The sequence below is a fragment of the Helicobacter sp. 12S02232-10 genome (genome assembly GCF_002272895.1).
Taxonomy (GTDB): domain Bacteria; phylum Campylobacterota; class Campylobacteria; order Campylobacterales; family Helicobacteraceae; genus Helicobacter_J.
Genome location: NZ_MLAQ01000002.1, coordinates 55,735 through 72,683, shown reverse-complemented (window position 1 = coordinate 72,683; position 16,949 = coordinate 55,735). Strand labels below are relative to the sequence as shown.

The 16,949-nt window shown below is 32.2% G+C and carries 17 protein-coding genes; all 17 read left to right on the top strand.

Features of this window, described 5'->3' with window-relative positions; genetic code table 11:
* Positions 1–390: 390 nt before the first annotated feature.
* Complete coding sequence (locus BKH41_RS09730; RefSeq protein ID WP_180762700.1) at positions 391–531, top strand: hypothetical protein; 141 nt, start codon at positions 391–393, stop codon at positions 529–531.
* A 34-nt stretch (positions 532–565) separates the two neighbouring features.
* Complete coding sequence (locus tag BKH41_RS01875) at positions 566–2,668, top strand: type IA DNA topoisomerase (protein WP_257875380.1); 2,103 nt, start codon at positions 566–568, stop codon at positions 2,666–2,668.
* Between the two features lie 215 nt (positions 2,669–2,883).
* Positions 2,884–3,051, top strand: coding sequence for a hypothetical protein (locus BKH41_RS09720; protein ID WP_180762698.1), 168 nt, complete (start codon positions 2,884–2,886; stop codon positions 3,049–3,051).
* Positions 3,052–3,053: 2 nt separating this feature from the next.
* Complete coding sequence (locus BKH41_RS01870; protein ID WP_095296740.1) at positions 3,054–3,518, top strand: single-stranded DNA-binding protein; 465 nt, start codon at positions 3,054–3,056, stop codon at positions 3,516–3,518.
* A 375-nt stretch (positions 3,519–3,893) separates the two neighbouring features.
* Positions 3,894–4,259, top strand: coding sequence for a YccF domain-containing protein (locus BKH41_RS01865; RefSeq protein WP_095296739.1), 366 nt, complete (start codon positions 3,894–3,896; stop codon positions 4,257–4,259).
* A gap of 617 nt (positions 4,260–4,876) precedes the next feature.
* Positions 4,877–6,319: a hypothetical protein gene (locus BKH41_RS01860; protein WP_095296738.1), complete on the top strand. Its 1,443-nt coding sequence runs from the start codon at positions 4,877–4,879 to the stop codon at positions 6,317–6,319.
* Positions 6,320–6,647: 328 nt separating this feature from the next.
* On the top strand, positions 6,648–6,800 hold the full coding sequence (locus tag BKH41_RS09715; protein WP_180762697.1) for a hypothetical protein: 153 nt from the start codon (positions 6,648–6,650) through the stop codon (positions 6,798–6,800).
* On the top strand, positions 6,793–8,103 hold the full coding sequence (locus tag BKH41_RS01855; RefSeq protein WP_095296737.1) for an ArdC family protein: 1,311 nt from the start codon (positions 6,793–6,795) through the stop codon (positions 8,101–8,103). Before BKH41_RS09715 ends, BKH41_RS01855 begins: the two co-directional genes overlap by 8 nt.
* 81 nt (positions 8,104–8,184) lie before the next feature.
* Positions 8,185–9,822: a hypothetical protein gene (locus BKH41_RS01850; RefSeq protein ID WP_095296736.1), complete on the top strand. Its 1,638-nt coding sequence runs from the start codon at positions 8,185–8,187 to the stop codon at positions 9,820–9,822.
* Between the two features lie 8 nt (positions 9,823–9,830).
* Positions 9,831–11,615, top strand: a complete 1,785-nt coding sequence (locus tag BKH41_RS10050; RefSeq protein WP_095296735.1) for a toprim domain-containing protein — start codon at positions 9,831–9,833, stop codon at positions 11,613–11,615.
* 385 nt (positions 11,616–12,000) lie between these two features.
* Positions 12,001–12,126, top strand: coding sequence for a hypothetical protein (locus tag BKH41_RS10045; protein WP_257875379.1), 126 nt, complete (start codon positions 12,001–12,003; stop codon positions 12,124–12,126).
* Positions 12,127–12,128: 2 nt separating this feature from the next.
* Complete coding sequence (locus BKH41_RS01840; protein ID WP_095296734.1) at positions 12,129–12,602, top strand: hypothetical protein; 474 nt, start codon at positions 12,129–12,131, stop codon at positions 12,600–12,602.
* A 123-nt stretch (positions 12,603–12,725) separates the two neighbouring features.
* Positions 12,726–13,745, top strand: a complete 1,020-nt coding sequence (locus BKH41_RS01835) for a site-specific integrase (RefSeq protein WP_257875378.1) — start codon at positions 12,726–12,728, stop codon at positions 13,743–13,745.
* A 122-nt stretch (positions 13,746–13,867) separates the two neighbouring features.
* The gene (locus BKH41_RS01830; protein ID WP_095296733.1) at positions 13,868–14,833 is read left to right on the top strand and encodes a sel1 repeat family protein; all 966 of its coding nucleotides are present in this window, start codon (positions 13,868–13,870) and stop codon (positions 14,831–14,833) included.
* Between the two features lie 403 nt (positions 14,834–15,236).
* Positions 15,237–15,854 (top strand): hypothetical protein, encoded by a 618-nt coding sequence (locus BKH41_RS01825; RefSeq protein ID WP_095296732.1) that lies wholly within the window; start codon positions 15,237–15,239, stop codon positions 15,852–15,854.
* Positions 15,855–15,872: 18 nt separating this feature from the next.
* Positions 15,873–16,559, top strand: coding sequence for an AAA family ATPase (locus BKH41_RS01820; protein ID WP_095296731.1), 687 nt, complete (start codon positions 15,873–15,875; stop codon positions 16,557–16,559).
* A gap of 17 nt (positions 16,560–16,576) precedes the next feature.
* Positions 16,577–16,945 carry a hypothetical protein gene (locus BKH41_RS01815; RefSeq protein WP_095296730.1) on the top strand — a complete coding sequence of 123 codons (369 nt, stop codon included), beginning with the start codon at positions 16,577–16,579 and terminating at the stop codon, positions 16,943–16,945.
* The last annotated feature ends 4 nt before the right edge of the window (positions 16,946–16,949 follow it).

Here is a 16,949-nt window from a genome sequence, read left to right as displayed (position 1 = left end):
GGCAAAATCAGAAGAAAGGGAATACCAAAAACTCATTGCCTTGACACAAGCAGAGGCATTCGATTTTAGCAATACCGATAAAAAAGAATATAGTTTAAAAATCACGGACAATATCCTCAATATTGTCTTTTATCCGCCCAATTCCGCTGATGCAATGCCAAATACACTGCTTGCTAAAATCAAACAAGAAAAAGCCTATCTTGATGCAACAAAACACAAACTCGATGTCGCTGTGATTTTTAAAAATACTCCAGAAGAAACCCAAAATTCCGATACCTCCCATCAGACAGATATACATCAAGATAATTTTGCTTCTGAAGAATCCAAACAAAACAATCCAGACAATACGAAAGATGCCTAAAGTAGAGAAACAATAAAGGAAAAAATAAAATGAAAAGAGAATATTTTATCGCTTTTAGGATTATTAAGATTTTAAAGATGATTTTCAGACTTTTTAAACGCAATAAAAGACCTTTTAAAACGACTTTTAAATCTAATGACAAATCCCAACATACAAAGGAAAACAGATGATTTTCAAAACTTATATAAATATAAAGGAATCAAAATGAACTCTAAAGACAGCGTGATCATCATCGAATCCCCCAATAAAGTCAAAAAAATAGCAGGTTTTACAGGAGCGAGAGTATTTGCCACTATCGGTCATTTTATGGAACTTAAAAATATAGAGACAGATAATAACTACAAGCCTGTTTTTGATTATGTCGCTTCAAAAAAACAAAGTATTTTTAGTTATATCAACGCCTGTAAAGGCAAAAAAGTTTATGTCGCCACGGATCCTGACAGAGAGGGTTATGGAATCGGCTATATGTTTTATTCTAAAATCAAGAACGTCGCCAAAGAGGTTTATCGGGCGGAATTTCACGAAATCACAGAGAGTGGCGTAGAAAAAGGATTAAGAGAGGCAGTATTGTTTGAAAATACCAATAAGAAATATTACGAAGCATTTTTAGGAAGAAGAGTTAGTGATATGCTAATTGGCTATACTCTCTCCCCTTATATCTCAAACAGACTCAATATTAAAGGTTTATCAGCAGGAAGAGTCCAAACACCTGCTTTAAGCCTGATTACAGATAGAGAAAATGAAATCAGAGCATTCGATAATTTAAGCGAAGATGAAAAACTAACCTATCAAATCCAAGCAAAAATTTTAATTAACAGCCAAGAATGTATTATCAAACAAATTGCAGAAGATAAAGAATTCAAATTTAACACTCTTAAAGAAGCCCAAGAAGAAATTCAAAAACTGAGCGGGGTAAATAATGCAATGCTTATTTCAATTGAGAAAAAAGAAGTTAAAAGTAATCCGCCCAAACCATACACGACTTCAAAATTGCTCAAAGATGGCTCTAAAAAGCTTAAAATATCGACCAAAGAAGTCCAAGATATCGCTCAAAAATTATTTGAAGCGGGGCTAATCACCTACATTCGAACTGACAGCGAATTTCTGTCTCAAGAATATTTAAAAAGCCATCAAATTTTTTATCAAAACCTTTATCCTGAAACTTATCAATACACAGAATATAAGGCAGGTAAAAACTCACAGGCTGAAGCTCACGAAGCCATCAGAATTACCCATCCGCATAAATTGGAAGATTTAAAAGCGATGCTTCAAAATGAAAATATCGCGCAAACCAAAGAGATTGAGCTTTATAAAATGATATTTTTAAACACGCTTTGTTCCCAAAGTAAAGCCGCCGTTTATGAAAATACAACGCTAAATTTTAAAATCAAGATGAACGACTTCAGATTATCTTTTAAAAATCTTATATACGAAGGATATTTAAAGCTTCTTAAAAATACGGGTTTTGGTCCTAACGATGAAAATAAACTTGAAAATAATTCCAATGCACTAGACAGCAACAATCAGGAAATAGATGACGATAAAGACAACAATAATCTGGCAAATAACAAAATAAACAGTATTGAAAATCCCATAAATCTTGATATTTCCAAGCTCAAGCCCAATGACTTAATTCCAATTAAAGAAATTTTTATCAAAGCTTTAAATAAAAACGCTCCAAAAAGATATTTGGAATCTGATTTTATTGAAGTATTAGAGAAAAAAGGTATCGGGCGACCCAGCACCTATGCAACTTATACGACTATTTTATCAAAAAGAGAATACATACTCATTGAAGATAAAAAAAGAGAAATCGCACCTACTCAAAGAGGAATGAGCGTCATTGAATTTTTCAAGAACGATACAAATGCTTGGATACTCGATATTGCATTCACAAAAGAGATGGAAGAAAAACTGGATTTAATTGCCCAAAATGAAGAAAGTTATATCAATTTTATGAAACAAATCCATTCAAAAATCGGGAATGAAATCAAATTCAGCGGAGGTTCAAATACTAAACATCAATCCCAATCAGAACAATCTGAAAAATCAAAAGGGAATAACAATGCCAAAGGCTCAAACAAAATCCCTTCCAGTCAAAAACAAATAGATTTTTGCAAAGCGATTGCACAAACCCTAAACATCAATTTGCCAAAAAATTTGGAAAAGACTGCTATATCGCAAAAGACTTTATTGACCAACACATTAAAAAATTCAATGAGAAAAAATACGCGAAAAAAGATGAGGATAAAAAATAATTTTGACAGACACAATAAACATAATGTCTATAAGGGGAGAAAAGGCTGATGAAATGCCTATTTTAGGTATTTTTAGGCGTGCTGGGGTGTTAAAATATGCCTATCAAAAGAAAAATAAAGGAGTCAAAGTAAGAAAAAGTTAGAGTGCAGGCTTGATTGAAGCGGCGGTGATGGTGATAAGACGATTCGTTTTAAGCGGGTTGTTTTGTTTGTGTTTTATGCTTTTGCACAAAATGCATATTGATATATTTATAAAGGGTTAAAATGAATAAAGATACGAATTTAGAAAATAATATGCCTTATAAAATAGATTTAGAAGATTTGGCAAATTTTGATGAAGAAATCAGAAAAAAAGAGCGGGAAGAGCTTTTAGAGATGGATTTCTTGATGGAAGAAGAATTGGGAAATATCCCCAAAGAAGAAAAGGATTAAAAATGTATAACAAAGTAATTATGGTAGGCTTTTTAACTCGTGATGTGGAAATGAAATATTTGCCAAGTGGATCGGCTTTAGCGACATTAGGACTTGCAAGCAATCGCAGGTTTAAGAAGCAGGACGGCAGTCAAGGGGAAGAAGTGTGTTTTGTGGATGTGAAGCTTTTTGGAAGAGCCGCAGAAGTTGCAAATCAATACTTGCATAAAGGCTCAAAGGTTTTAATTGATGGTAGATTGACCCTTGAGAGTTGGACAGATCAAAACGGCGTAAAAAAAAGCAGGCACACTATCACCGCAGAATCTATGCAAATGATGGATTTAAAAAGTGATGCAAACGAAAACCCAAACCCGCCTGTCAAAGTTAATGATAATAACAGCCCTGAAAACGAATGCAAACCAATAGATGTAGATGAGGGAAAAATAATTCCTTTGAATGATGAAACCGATGAAACAATTCCTTTTTAAAGGGATTGAATAAGATACAGAAGAATGTTATAATGCGAATCATAAATAAAGCGGATACTATGTAAAAACGATGGGAGATATGTGTTTAAAAGGGTTGAGAAGGCATAAGCAATGAAACAAGAAACGATATTAAAAACAAAGAACAGAAGTATGGGGCGGTTATGGAGGTAATGCCTTATTAATAGATTTAATAAGCAACCGCTGTTTAGTCTTGGAGGCATCTGAAAAGTGGATCGAACGTCCGCCCTCTTATTTGCAACTTGATTATAAAGAGTTGGCGCCTGAATATTCTAAATCTAAACAATTAATCAAATTGATTAGGTTTTTAAGCAGCTTGCTTAGATAAGCGAATATTTTAAATTAAGGAAAAAATAAATGAGATTATTAGGTAATTTATTATGGTTGATTTTTGGCGGTTTGCTTTGCGCTTTATGGTGGGCTGTCGGCGGATTGATATTTTGCATTACGATCATTGGAATACCTTTGGGATTACAATGCTTTAAGTTTGCTTCTTTATCTTTAAGTCCTTTTGGAAGCGAGATAAAAACAAATCCATCTAAACACCGTATTGGAAATATCATTTGGCTGATTTTGTTTGGACTTTGGATGGGAATAGTTTATTTTATAGGTGGGATTATAGTTTGTATTACAATTATCGGCATACCTTTTGGATTGCAATATTTTAAATTCGCCAAATTGAGTTTATATCCATTTGGAGCTGAAGTGACCAATTCAAAATAATCAAAGTAATTAAATATGAAAATCCTAGCCATTTGTCAGACTCTTTACTTGTTCTAGAACGGCTAAATAAAAGAAGAATAGGGTTTATAAGCCCTAAACTATGCTATAATTTATTATATTAATTTGAGGTTGAGCCCCTTTGGGATAAGGAGTCAATATTTAAAAATATCCAATGCCAATGAAAAGTTGTTAGAAGCCATAAAAGGGTAGTAAAACTAGAGCCAAAAGCGAAAATAAAAATAAATGAAATAAGCGCAATACGGTTATACAAAAAAGTTTTAAGAAGAGATTATAAAAGATATAAAAGAAATTGATAAACAAAGAAGAAATGGCACTTTTAGAACTCATAAAAGTGCAAAAGAGGCTTTTAAGGCAGAGAGAATTCTTTAGTGTATAACTGCATTTAAGCAGAAAATTTATTAAAGATTCTAAAAAGTTAAACTCACCCCCCCCCCCCCTAAAATTAAAATGGCAAATTTATGGTTGCAAAAGCTAAAATTTTTGCTAGTCTTTTATTTAGATTTTATTGTCTAATCGGCTTAATTGATTTAAGTTGATTTGTCATTTATATTGATTGGAATTAAGCATTATTTTAATTTATTTGTTTGGAGAAAATTATGGAATATAAAATAAAAAATTTAGAAAAATTCAAATCCCTGCAAAGCTTAAAAAACAAACAAACCTTAAGGATTAAAAAATCACCATCAAGTTTATTTAAGTTTGCATTGATTGTTACAATTTTTTTTAGTGTCAATAAAATGCTATTAGCTCTTCCGATGGAAGTTGATGATATTCGAGCAAACGGTTTTCTTGGAAAGATGCAAGGCGATGTTGCAGAACAGCTTACAAAAGCGACGGAAATGATTAACAAATACACCGAAATGTTAAAAAAAGCCCAAACCCAAATTGATAATCTTAATGAAATCAACCATATTATGAGCGATATGAACAGCTTTATAAACGGATCAAGCATTGCCATTGCAGACCCCAGAGAACTCATTAATAATTTGCAAGACGTCACAAAAAGAATGGAAAAAAATTTTAACCGATTAAAAAACGATATCAAAAATTATAATTATGCAGACCATATCCATTCAAAACGATTGAAAGGATTATGCCCCGAACTTGAAATTGACAAGGTGAAAGCCGGAATTACCAAACTAAGTTTTGTCAATACAGGTAAGGAAACTGAATTAACCAAAGCTTCCAGAGCATTTTTTGACGCTATTTCTGATGATATTAACGGTAATATCGATTCTTTAATTAGCGGACTGAAAGGGCGAGCCTTAGCAATTGTAACCTGCAGACAGTTTGCAGAAAATCATTACGCCATGAGGAAAAAGGAATATGAAAAAGAAAAAACTTTAGCACTATTGAACAATGACTTTGATACATATTATAAAATTGCCAAGGAAGAGCTTTTAGATGACAAAAAGCATAAAAAAGAATTAGGCGATGCCATCACTGAAGAGACTCAACCCCTATTCAAACGCTCCATTCAGATGCTAGAAACTTTGGGCGTGCAAGATAAAAGCTACAAAGGCAAAGATGGAAAACCTCTTTATTGCACACTCAAAAAAGACGATAACGGCGAAGAATTTTGCTATCCCAATGCCTTTGATGTTGCAAGATTAAATAACGACTATGAAAAGTATCAGGCAGATCTTAGAAAACAGCTTGCAGAGGCTGGGAACGATAAAGAAAAACAAGCTAGAGCCTATGCGAATATGAAAATGCAAGGAAATGATTTAGTGCTTTCTTATATCAAAGATATTGCCAATAATCTTTCATTTTTAAATGAAACAATGGCTTTGACTAGTAATTTAATTGCCAAAGATTATAAAAATAAATATGACACCGCCCCCGATGTTTCCGTACTTACAGAAAAACAGCAAGACGAGCTTGATGATTTAAATGACAAAATTGATCAAAGCGGGAGCGGTAAAACGCTTAAAGATTACGCTAAAAATGTAAAATTCAATCGCTTTGGTTTTCCCATTGATATTTTATATTCCAAAAGCAACAAGGGCAACAGCAACAGTGAGGGCGGCTTGGAATAAGGCGAGAATGAATCAATACTTTCTCAATCCCCCATTTCTATAAATCATCATTCTAAATCTTAAATTTCGCAGTTATTTTTAGCTGAATTTCTGTAATTTTTGATAAATTTCCACAAATTCTTACAAATTTCATTTTCTTCGTTACCGTTTTTCTATCTCTCTTAAACCCTTATCAACACATAATTCAGATTAAAAAATACATATTTTTAGATTAAGTTTTTCTAAAAATGTGTATTTTTTAAGATTTTCATTTCCACTAATATTTTTGCATCAAATCAAATTCAAATCTTGATTTGAAATGAAATATCCAAAAATAAAAGGAGCAATAATGGATTTAAGAAACTTGGAAACAAGGATTGAATTAAAAAAAGACGAAGTCGTGGCATTGGTCAATTATGGAGTTGAGCTTCAAAACGAGCTTGAAGCTCAAGCAGATTTAGAAGCAATTGCAGAACTTAAAAGAGGAGAAGAAAATGAGTGAGAAAAAAACTTGGACAGAAATGAATTTAGAAGAAAAGAAAGCAACGTTTGGCAATTATCTAATTTATGAAATTATCAAATCTGCAAAAGAAGGTTACGCACCGTTTCAACAAAAAACAGAAACATTTGACAGGGCTTACAACGGATTAAACGGAGTACCTTATCACGGTTTGAACTCTTTAATTTTAGATATCAAACAAAAGGAAGGAAAATATCAAAGCAATGTTTGGGCGAGCTTAAAAGATGCGAAAAATCTAGGGGCTTCAAAAGAAGAAATCGAAGCTGTTTTTAATGATAATTCCATTCCTAAAGCTAAAGTTTCTTTTATCAAGACTTTTGAATTGCAACCTGTTTATAAACTTGATATTAACGGCAATAAAATCCCCTATTTGAATCAAGATGGTTCTCAAGCGTTTGACAAAGACAAAAATCCCTTGTTTCAATACGAACTTGAGCCCAATACAGACAAAAACGGGAATATCAAAATCAATTTAAAAACCAATCAACCTTATATGAAAATCAAAACTGAACGAATTGACATAGAGCCTACGCTCGAATCAACATTTCTTTATAATATTGATGCGTTTCAAACCATCGACAAAAGCAAAATAAAGCCGATAAAAGTCGAGTTGTTTAAAAAATCAATGCTTTGGCATTCAAAAGACTTTGATCATTCCAAAACCCATATTATTTTTGGCGACATTGAAAAAAATTTCAACAAAACCACGGCAGAACAAATCAAAGAATATTTGATCGCTCAAAATAATTCTAAAAGCTATGAGCCTCCTATCAAGCTAAATGAAACACAAAAAAATCAAGTGGATTACATAGTGGATTACATAGTTGAAAAAAAATTGGAAGAAATGGGGATCATTGAGAAAAAAGAAGATAAATACAAACTCTTAGAAAATGATACAGCGGAGCTGAAACAAACTAAGTTATACAGAATAGAAGCTTTGAGAGACTTTGATGATGTAAAAGTCGGAGACAAAGGGGGCTATATTGAAAGCGAAGAAAATCTTTCTCATACCGGCAATGCTTTGCATGATAATGCCCATGATAATGCCAAAGCATATGATAGCGCAGTCATCGGTTCAGGACAACAAATATACGGGGATGTCGCTGTTAAAGGAAGTGTAGAAGTCTATCACGATAAAGACATCAGAAATCAAAAAGACTTAGACGACTATATGAAAAAAACTTCCCAAACCAATTCTAAAGAAGCAGTAAAAGAGACTAAAGCGGTCGGTAAAAAACAGGTCGCAAAAAAACAATCTAAAAATAACGTGGAAATGGCAATTTAAGTCAGAATCATAAGCTCTCTTGCTTATGATTTTTGATTATAAATGAAGCCAAAACTTTTAATTTCATTTCAAAGGAATCGTATGAACCGCAATATTGATGATTTTATGCAAAATTTTATGTATTTTTATCGTTTGCTGGGCAAAAATAAAGACAGATTTTTTGAACAATTAATAAAGGAGGTTTCAAATCTCAAAGAAAATGAAAATATCGAATCCAATAATTTTATTCAAGTTCTAAAAGAAGAATTGCTTCATTTGGAAGAAAAAGAGTCGGTAAAAACAGAGGCGGAAAATCTGCGTGATTTGGATGAAAACAGGCAAAAGGAACAAAATTCCCTCCAAAAAGACAATTCAGAGCTTGGCATTGCTCCAAAAATAAGCCAAACATTGGGATCAGAACAAGAAATTGAGAATACTTCTATGCTTGCAGGTAAAGTGCCAAGCACGCAAGAAAATACCCCTAAAACCTTTGTGCTACCCTTTCCAAGCAATCATTTTGAATTGATATTGGAAAAAAATATTAATGATTTTATCAAAAAATCAAATCCACAAATCGGTAGCAAACTTTCAGACCTTAATATTATAAAAAATATTGATTTTAATGGAAATTCATTTAAAGTTTTTTCTAAAAACGCCCTATTATCTGAAGAAAGGATTAACGGATTAAGGAATGATTATGCCAAGTCATATTTAAAGACTTTAGGTAATGAAATTGGTAGTGGTATGCAGTTTTTGGGGTTAAATGCCAAAGGCGAAATCCTACTTAGTTCCAAGATGGATTTAAGCCAAACTGATTTTTTAACAATGGTGAAATCCCAAAAAATACTGCGGAAAAATACTGAAAATTTAGAATTTAATTGGGATATCAATCATATTGAAAATTATCAAAAAGGAAGCAAGGAATTTATTGATCGTTTTGAAAATGAAATCAAAGATATTTTCAATGGGAATCAATCTTTAGAAATATCTGAAAATTCACAAGAGACAGATTTAGCCTTACAAGAGAAAAATCTAAACAATCCGAATTCTTTAGATGTTACTACGCAAATAAATCCAAATCCTATGCCAAAAGATAATTTGAAACCTCAAGGACTTGATAGGGCAAATCTTGAAAACTCCCATCAATCCAATCGCCAATCTGATGTCGCTCCTTTGCTTGATTTTTTTGATAAATTAAAGATCCAGCACGAACATATGGCGATTGGAAAAGATCAATTTAAAAAGGAATTTTTGATTTATTCCAAAACCCAAATGAAAGAAAATGAAATGAAAGTTTTGCTAAGACTTTTGAACAAAGAGCCTTCCAAACTGACCTCAGAGCATCAAAAATTAATTAAAAGCGGTTTGGCTTATGGTTTGGGTAATCAAAATTTACTTGATAAAGATTTGGGAATTGCCATTAAGAATCAACTTAAAATAGAGTTAAAGCCTGATGAAAAAGAATATTTGCAACAAAAAAATACAGAAAGCAAAAAAATAGAAAATGAGCTGAAAAATAACTTGGCAAATGAAGTTAAAAATAAAGTGGCAAATCAATTAGAAAATAGAATAAATGGTTTAGAAGATAAATCAACAGATAGGGCAACCATTGAGAATTCAAACAATCAATCATCTAAAACTCCTAAAGTCCTAAAAAATGCTCTCAAGACTACTTCTAAAGATAAAACACCAGATATTAAAGCTTCTAAAAAACAAATAAATTTAGGAATGGGAATGTAGGTTTTGTTATGGAAGATTTTAAAACCCTGCTTAATAAAATACTCTTGCAAGGAGAGTTTGAATCAGTAATAGAGTTGATTGATAAAGAGATTGTTGCAATTTCCAAGCAAACCGATTATAATATAATTCACGATACAATCAATCTTTGCCTGATTGTTTTGGATGAGAAAAAACCCATAGGCAAGTTTAGCTATGGTGAGAAACTGCAGGAGATTGTCAATGAATCAGACTATGCAAACAACACAAAGGACAGTGGATTTGTTATCAAAAATCAACTCAGCCAATATTCCCAAGCTTACCTTAGAAGAGTTCGAGAAGCGCTCATTAGAGAGAGAAGCACAAACAACCGCTCTGATAGCCAAGTCCAAGACAATACTTCAGGCAATAGAACATTGGAAACATCATATACTACCGAATTCATCTTACACAACAGAGAAAGTAATAGCTATCAAAGAGGATTTGCAGGAACAATTAAAAGCAATAACACAGGAGCTGATAGTCTTGCGAGACAATCACTGACTTCCCCACCAAAACAAGTCCGCTCAAACGAATTCAAACCTAAAGCTTTCACTGATTTAACTTTACTTCCCTTACATAAAATCCTCCTTTGCAATGGTTTTAAACTCAATAAAGATTCAAGCTCGGTAAATAATCCGGTTGTTTTTAATGACAACGACAAGCTTGTGATCTGTAAAAAAGAGGGACATTATCTTTATTTTAATACTGATGGAAGCAATGACAGAGGAAATATCATCAATTTTTGCAAACATCGAGGTGTAAATGTAAGTGATTTAATTAAAAATTATGAAAATGGCAACGTTGATTTGGAAAGTCATCAAATCCCGCAATACTTTAATTCGGAATTAAACTCCGCTCAAACCATTAAGAAATTTAATGAAATGTCTGCTTATAACCGAAACAATAATGAATTCTTTGCTAATCGGGGGCTGTATGACGCCCTGATAAATGAATACGACACCCAAATTAAACTTGACGGATTTGGAGATGTTTGTTTCCCGCATTTTAAGCTCTCACACATTCCGAATATTAATAAAAACAACTCCTTACAAGAGGGAGAATTGCAAACAATACAACCAAAAACAATGCTTACAATGTGCGGTTATACCAAACGCCTTAAATTTCCTCTGACTAAAAATACTAACGGCAGCATAAAAGAAAAACCGCTCAAACAGATTCATTACGGAGCAAAAGGCTTAGAGATTTTAAAACCAAACGGGCTTTTAAACCCTACAGATTCCAAACAGATCAAACAGATTGTGATAACAGAATCCATCATTGATTCTTTAAGCTTTTTACAACTTTTTTCAAACTTTAATCCTAAAGAAACGATGTTAATAGGAACTTGTGGAGATTTTAACTTTGAGATTGGACTTAAGCCAAGCTTGGAGGCGATTATGAAGATATTAAATCCTGATATTCGAATAGTTTTGGGTTTTGACAATGACACCAAAGGACGCAAATTCAGTGAGGAATTTGAAAGGTTTATTTTAGAAAAAACAAAAAAAGCTCCGATGGTTTATAAGCCGTTTTGCAAGGATTTAAACGACGATTTAAAACTTTCTCAACTCACCGGATTGAAAAAACTCAATAATGACAGCTTGAATGATTTTTTAGAAAAACAATTGCTCACTTATAAAAAAAGCTCCGACACTCTCAAACGAAAAAATATTCTAGAGACTTTTAGAAAAATAGATAAATATAAACCCCTCAAAGAAAATTTTAAAAATTCATTTAATGAAATCAACAAACATAAGGCAATCAGGGAGCTTTAGGAGTGAGAACAGGATTAGCAGGCAACGTTTATAATGAATAGTAAGACATAGAATGCAATAAAAATATTATAGATTACAATACAAGATAATATATAGAATTCAACATAAGCTCCTACCTCTTCCAAATTCTTTCATTTTTTTCCTTCCCAATGCTTCTACTTAATCTGTTAATTTTATTCATTCAAGTAAAAACTCGAATAAAAATAAATTTTTATTGAAAATTTCGGCTTCCTACCTCTACATCTATTTGCTTTCAATTCAAAACATCCCCAAAGTCCTTTATTTATAAGGGGAGAAAAGGCTGATGAAATACCTATTTTAGGTATTTTTAGGCGTTTGTGGGTGATAAAATATGCCTATCAAAAGAAAAATAAAGGAGTTTGAGATGGCAACAAGATCGGCGATCGGATTAGAAAAGCAATACAGGAGCATAGAGGCGGTACATTGTCATTATGATGGCTATTTAGACGGCGCAGGGAGAACTCTTTATCAAATTAAATTAAAGGATTAAAAATGCCAAAAATAAAAACAAGATTAAAAAACAAAAGAAGAAAAATCTCTGAAAAAAGAGGCTTAAATCAAGGTTCAAACTTGTTTGATACTTCAGTCGGAGACGATGCGTTTTATGCAAGCTTAAATCCCCACATGAAGAAATCTTATGACGAATTGCTTGAAAGTTACGCAAAATTTCAAATTCAAAAAGAAGATTTTAAGAAATTCACAATTAAATGCAAAAATCAAATCCTATCTATTGTAATTCAAAATGATCTTTTCGGTCAAAATTTGATTTTTGTCTATGATAGGAGGAATACCGTTGTTTGCGAAATTGTTTCAGAGACAATGCCCTCTGTTGAAGAAATCAAGGAGCGGGTGTTTATGGCGATGATCAAACCAAAAAGAGCAAAACGTCCCCAAAGCAATTCTCAAGATCAAGACAGAGCAGATTTGTTTAACCCCTCTTTGCTTGGCGGGTATTATGCGGCTTAAGCTTTTAAGCCTCTTAAAGTAAATATTGCCCATAATCTCTTAACGCAGAGGGAACCGGTAATCTTAAGAAAAATTTAAAATGGTTGTAAAATCAGAGTTTGATTTTATTTTTAGGAGATAAAAATGACAAAGATGACTTCGTTGGAACGGGAATTATTTGAGCTTATTAAAGACTATGCAGACTTTAAGTCTAAAACCTATTCAAAACACAATGTAAGAGATTTAGACAGTTTCCAAATTTTGCAAAATCAAATTAACAATACCCAAAGTATGCAAGAATTAAACGGCATTTGTCAGCGACTTTGTTACTTTGGTGTTAAGAGCATTGCAAATTTAAAGATTTTAAACCATTTTTATAACTTTCTAAAAGAAAATAGCAAAGCATTAAAAATTAAAGAATTGAAGTTGTTGAAAGAGAGCGTGGTGATTGATTTTTTATACAATTTAAGCTTAAGGTATAAGGATTCCTCAATTTTTGTGTTTAAAACAAATATTGGAACTTTTTTTAAATATTTGGATAAAAACAGAGGTTACCGCTTCAACTTTAGTCTAAAAATGTCGCTTGGCAAACAGGTAAAAATCCCTAAATTCTTACCAAAAGAAAAGTTTTTTGATTTCATCAATTATCTTAAAAATGCCTCTTTTCACACAGACTTAGATAAACGCAATCGTCTCATTGTTCTCATTGTAGCTTATAGCGGGCTAAGAAGTTCAGAGGTGCGTGGGTTAAAAACGACTGATATAACCGGTGATGAGCAAAATTATTATTTTAAGGTGAATGGCAAGGGGAATAAAGAAAGAATTGCAATTATCAGAAAAGAATTGATAGAAGAATTTTTGCAAGAATGGTTAAACACACCGACTAGAAAGCGAAAAAATAGCAAAGGTTATATTTTTATGACTGCAAAAAATACAAACACAACAAGCTATTTCTTAAACAAAATCCTTAAAAAACTGGGATTCTTGCAAGATATCAACGTTGGTTTGCATATGCTACGCCATAGCTTTGGAAGTTATATTTATGGGGAAACCAAAGACTTGATTTTAACCCAAAATGCCTTAGGACACTCCAATATTGAAACAACTAAAATTTATATCCATACCAACAATGATTATTGTAGGCAGGTGGCAAATTTGTTTTGATAATCGAATTTACTTAAGATTAGAAATAGGGAGATTGTGTTAAGATTTAACACAAAAGAGGCTGATATAGACCTATCAGCTCCATATCTGCAAAACCAAATTTTATTTTTAAAGAGGAATTTATGAGAAAACACTACAAGTTCTTAATTATTGTCAGTCTGCTCGGCTTGAATTTCAATTTTTTAAATGCCGATCAAACCTTATCCATTGATGAAAATATACAAAGATGCGACAAGGGAGATTTGCAAGCTTGCTTTGATGCCAAAGATTGGAATGGATTAGCAAAGCAATGTCTTAAAAATAATGAAGCGGCTTGCGGCGAAATAATTCGTATGGTAGTAAATCCAAAAGCATATACCGAAGGTGCCGAATATTTTAGCATAGACAAGTTTGAAAATATAAAAATTTATGAGAAAGCATGTGCAAAAGAGTTTCCGGAGGCTTGTAGATTACTTTCAATAAAATATCAAGACGGAGATAAAAATTTCAAAATTGACTATCCAAAATCTAGGAAATATTTTATAAAAAGTTGTCAATTAAGCTCTAACGGTCAAAAAAATTGCGATTACAAATACTTGCAATACAATTCGGATGAAGAATTAGACAAATCAAAATTACAAACAAAGATATTAAAAAAACTCTGCAATGACGGTGACAACACTTTTTGTTATTTGTATGGAGACAGGTTAATGAATCAAAAATACAGACTGCCGGAAGATTTTAATGAGGCAAAAAATATTTTTCAAAAACTTTGCGATGTGAATGATAAAACCTTAATGCCGTTGGGATGTTACAATTTAGGTGTTGTCATCAGTCATCTTGATGCGAAAGAACACGATAAATACGATGAAAAACTTTTAGATTATACCCAAGCAAGGGATTTGTTTGACCAATCTTGCAACAATCGGTATAGTATAATAGATGCCTGCTACTATTTAGCCACCATATATAGATACAAACTTGCCAAGAAAAAAAGCTGGCTGGAGGGCTCGGATCATTATTATGACAAAGCTTGCAATAGTGGATTTGCTAAGGCTTGCAAGGAAAAAAATCTTATCGTTGAAAAATACAAAAATTTGAGAAAATAAATCGCTGATATAGACCTATCAGCTCCATATCTGCAAAACCAAATTTTATTTTTCAAAGATATTTTTGAAAAAATAGAAAATTTTCCTGCAATCGTCTATACGGTATATAATGCCTAATGTTATTTGGGCATCTCATCGACAAAACCTACAAAGAATTATCAGTATAAGAACAAAATGCAATAATAATGATTGTATTGCATTTATTATTAATTATTACATCTCGTTTAATTGTATTTAATTCTATTCTGATTCATTCTAATCAATAATATTATATTGTGATATATTTAGAGTATTTATATTGATAATAATAGTATGATATTATCAATAATTATATTATATTATATTGTGTTATTAATAATGATATTGTATAATGAATCAATCACAATATAATACAAGGAATTAAATGGCAAAAATAGATACAAATATTTTGAATAAGAATTTTGATTTTACTCACGAAGAAAGCATTGAGGTAGCTTGCTTACTGCTGTCTTATTTGCATGCTTATAATTTTAATGACAAAAATTCTAAAGATTTTATTACAAGCAATGTCGCTAAGATGTTTGAAACATTTTTTGCCAAACAAACCGATGCAACTTTTGATATATTGAAAAACAAATTTGACGCAATCAGGAAAAGTCATTCAAAAACAATGGAGGAGATGGCAAGCAACCCTATAAAAATGCGAGCAATGCTTTTTTCGACAAAGGATTTGCAAAAGCCCGTAGGCTGGAGTAAAGCAGAGGAAAAAAATCCCAATATCATTAAAGTGGATATCGGCAAAAAAATTGCTGATTTTGCCCACCATCAAGCCCAAGAGGGCGCAATGATTTTGCTTGCTTATGTTCAAACTGCTGAAATGTATAAAGGTTTATCTGTAAAAAGGTTTTTCAAAGAGTTTTTCAGCGTATATCAAAGCTTCTTAAAAGAAAAAAATCCGACAAAGGAATTTGCAAGAGAATTCCAAAAAATCGGTGCTAAAAGAGAGACAAAAGAAACAGAGCTGCAAGATCAGGCAGTCTGAGATTAAAGGAGCAGTAAAATGATTATTACCATAGCCAATGAAAAAGGCGGATCCGGAAAAAGCACGCTTTGTTTAAACCTTGCTTTAAGGCTGATGAAAGCAAATAGAGAAGTTGTAGTTTTAGATACGGATATGCAAAAAAGCATTGAAGTTTTTTTAAACATTCGCAATGAAAAAGAGCTGCATTCATTCCCCTTATACAACAGAACAGGCAATATTACAGATACTTTAAAGCAAATGAGTGCAAAATATGAAAACATTCTCATTGACACTAAAGGCGAAGATTCTAAAGAATGCCAAAAAGCAATGTTACTTTCTGATTTAGTTATCATCCCTACTACCCCTTCGCAATTAGATATTGCAGTTTTATTGGAAATGTTTGAACGGATTCAAAACATTCAAGTCATCAATGAAAAGTTAAGAGTCTGTATTTTAATGAACAGGATTCCTCCAATACCGTATTTGAAAGAAAAACAAGCTTTGATTGATTTCATCTCAGAAAATAAGGAAGATTTAAACATTGATTTGTTGGAAAATATCTTGCACGAAAGGATTGCTTATAAACGAAGCGTGTCAGAAGGACTTGGAGTAATTGAATATGATGAGCCAAAGGCAAAAAAAGAATTTGAAAGTCTTTATGATGAACTTGAGAGTAGATTTTTCAAACAAAGTTTTAAACAAAACTCAAAACAAAAACCCGCTTAATAAAACAAGGATGCGCAATGGAATTTAAAAATACAAAAAAGAATAGTAAAGATAGTAATAAACTTACATCCGTAGAAAATGAAACGGCAGAAAATAAACTTGATGCCTTAAGTGATAAGTTTGATGAAGCTCAAAAAAAGGAAATGCAGACTTCTAAAATGCAAGTTGATAGAACAGATGGGGGCGATGACGAAAAAAAGAATTACACCCTTTATCTTTCAAAAAGTGTTATTAATGAATTAGATAACTATTTAAAAGAATTTGGGAGTTTTGGAGAGAACAAGAGTTCTTTTATCCAAGAAGCAATTTTAGAGAGATTGCAAACAAAAAAACAGAATATGAAAAAATTATTGTTAGAGAAATTAGAGAGATTAGACAGGAAATGAGTCT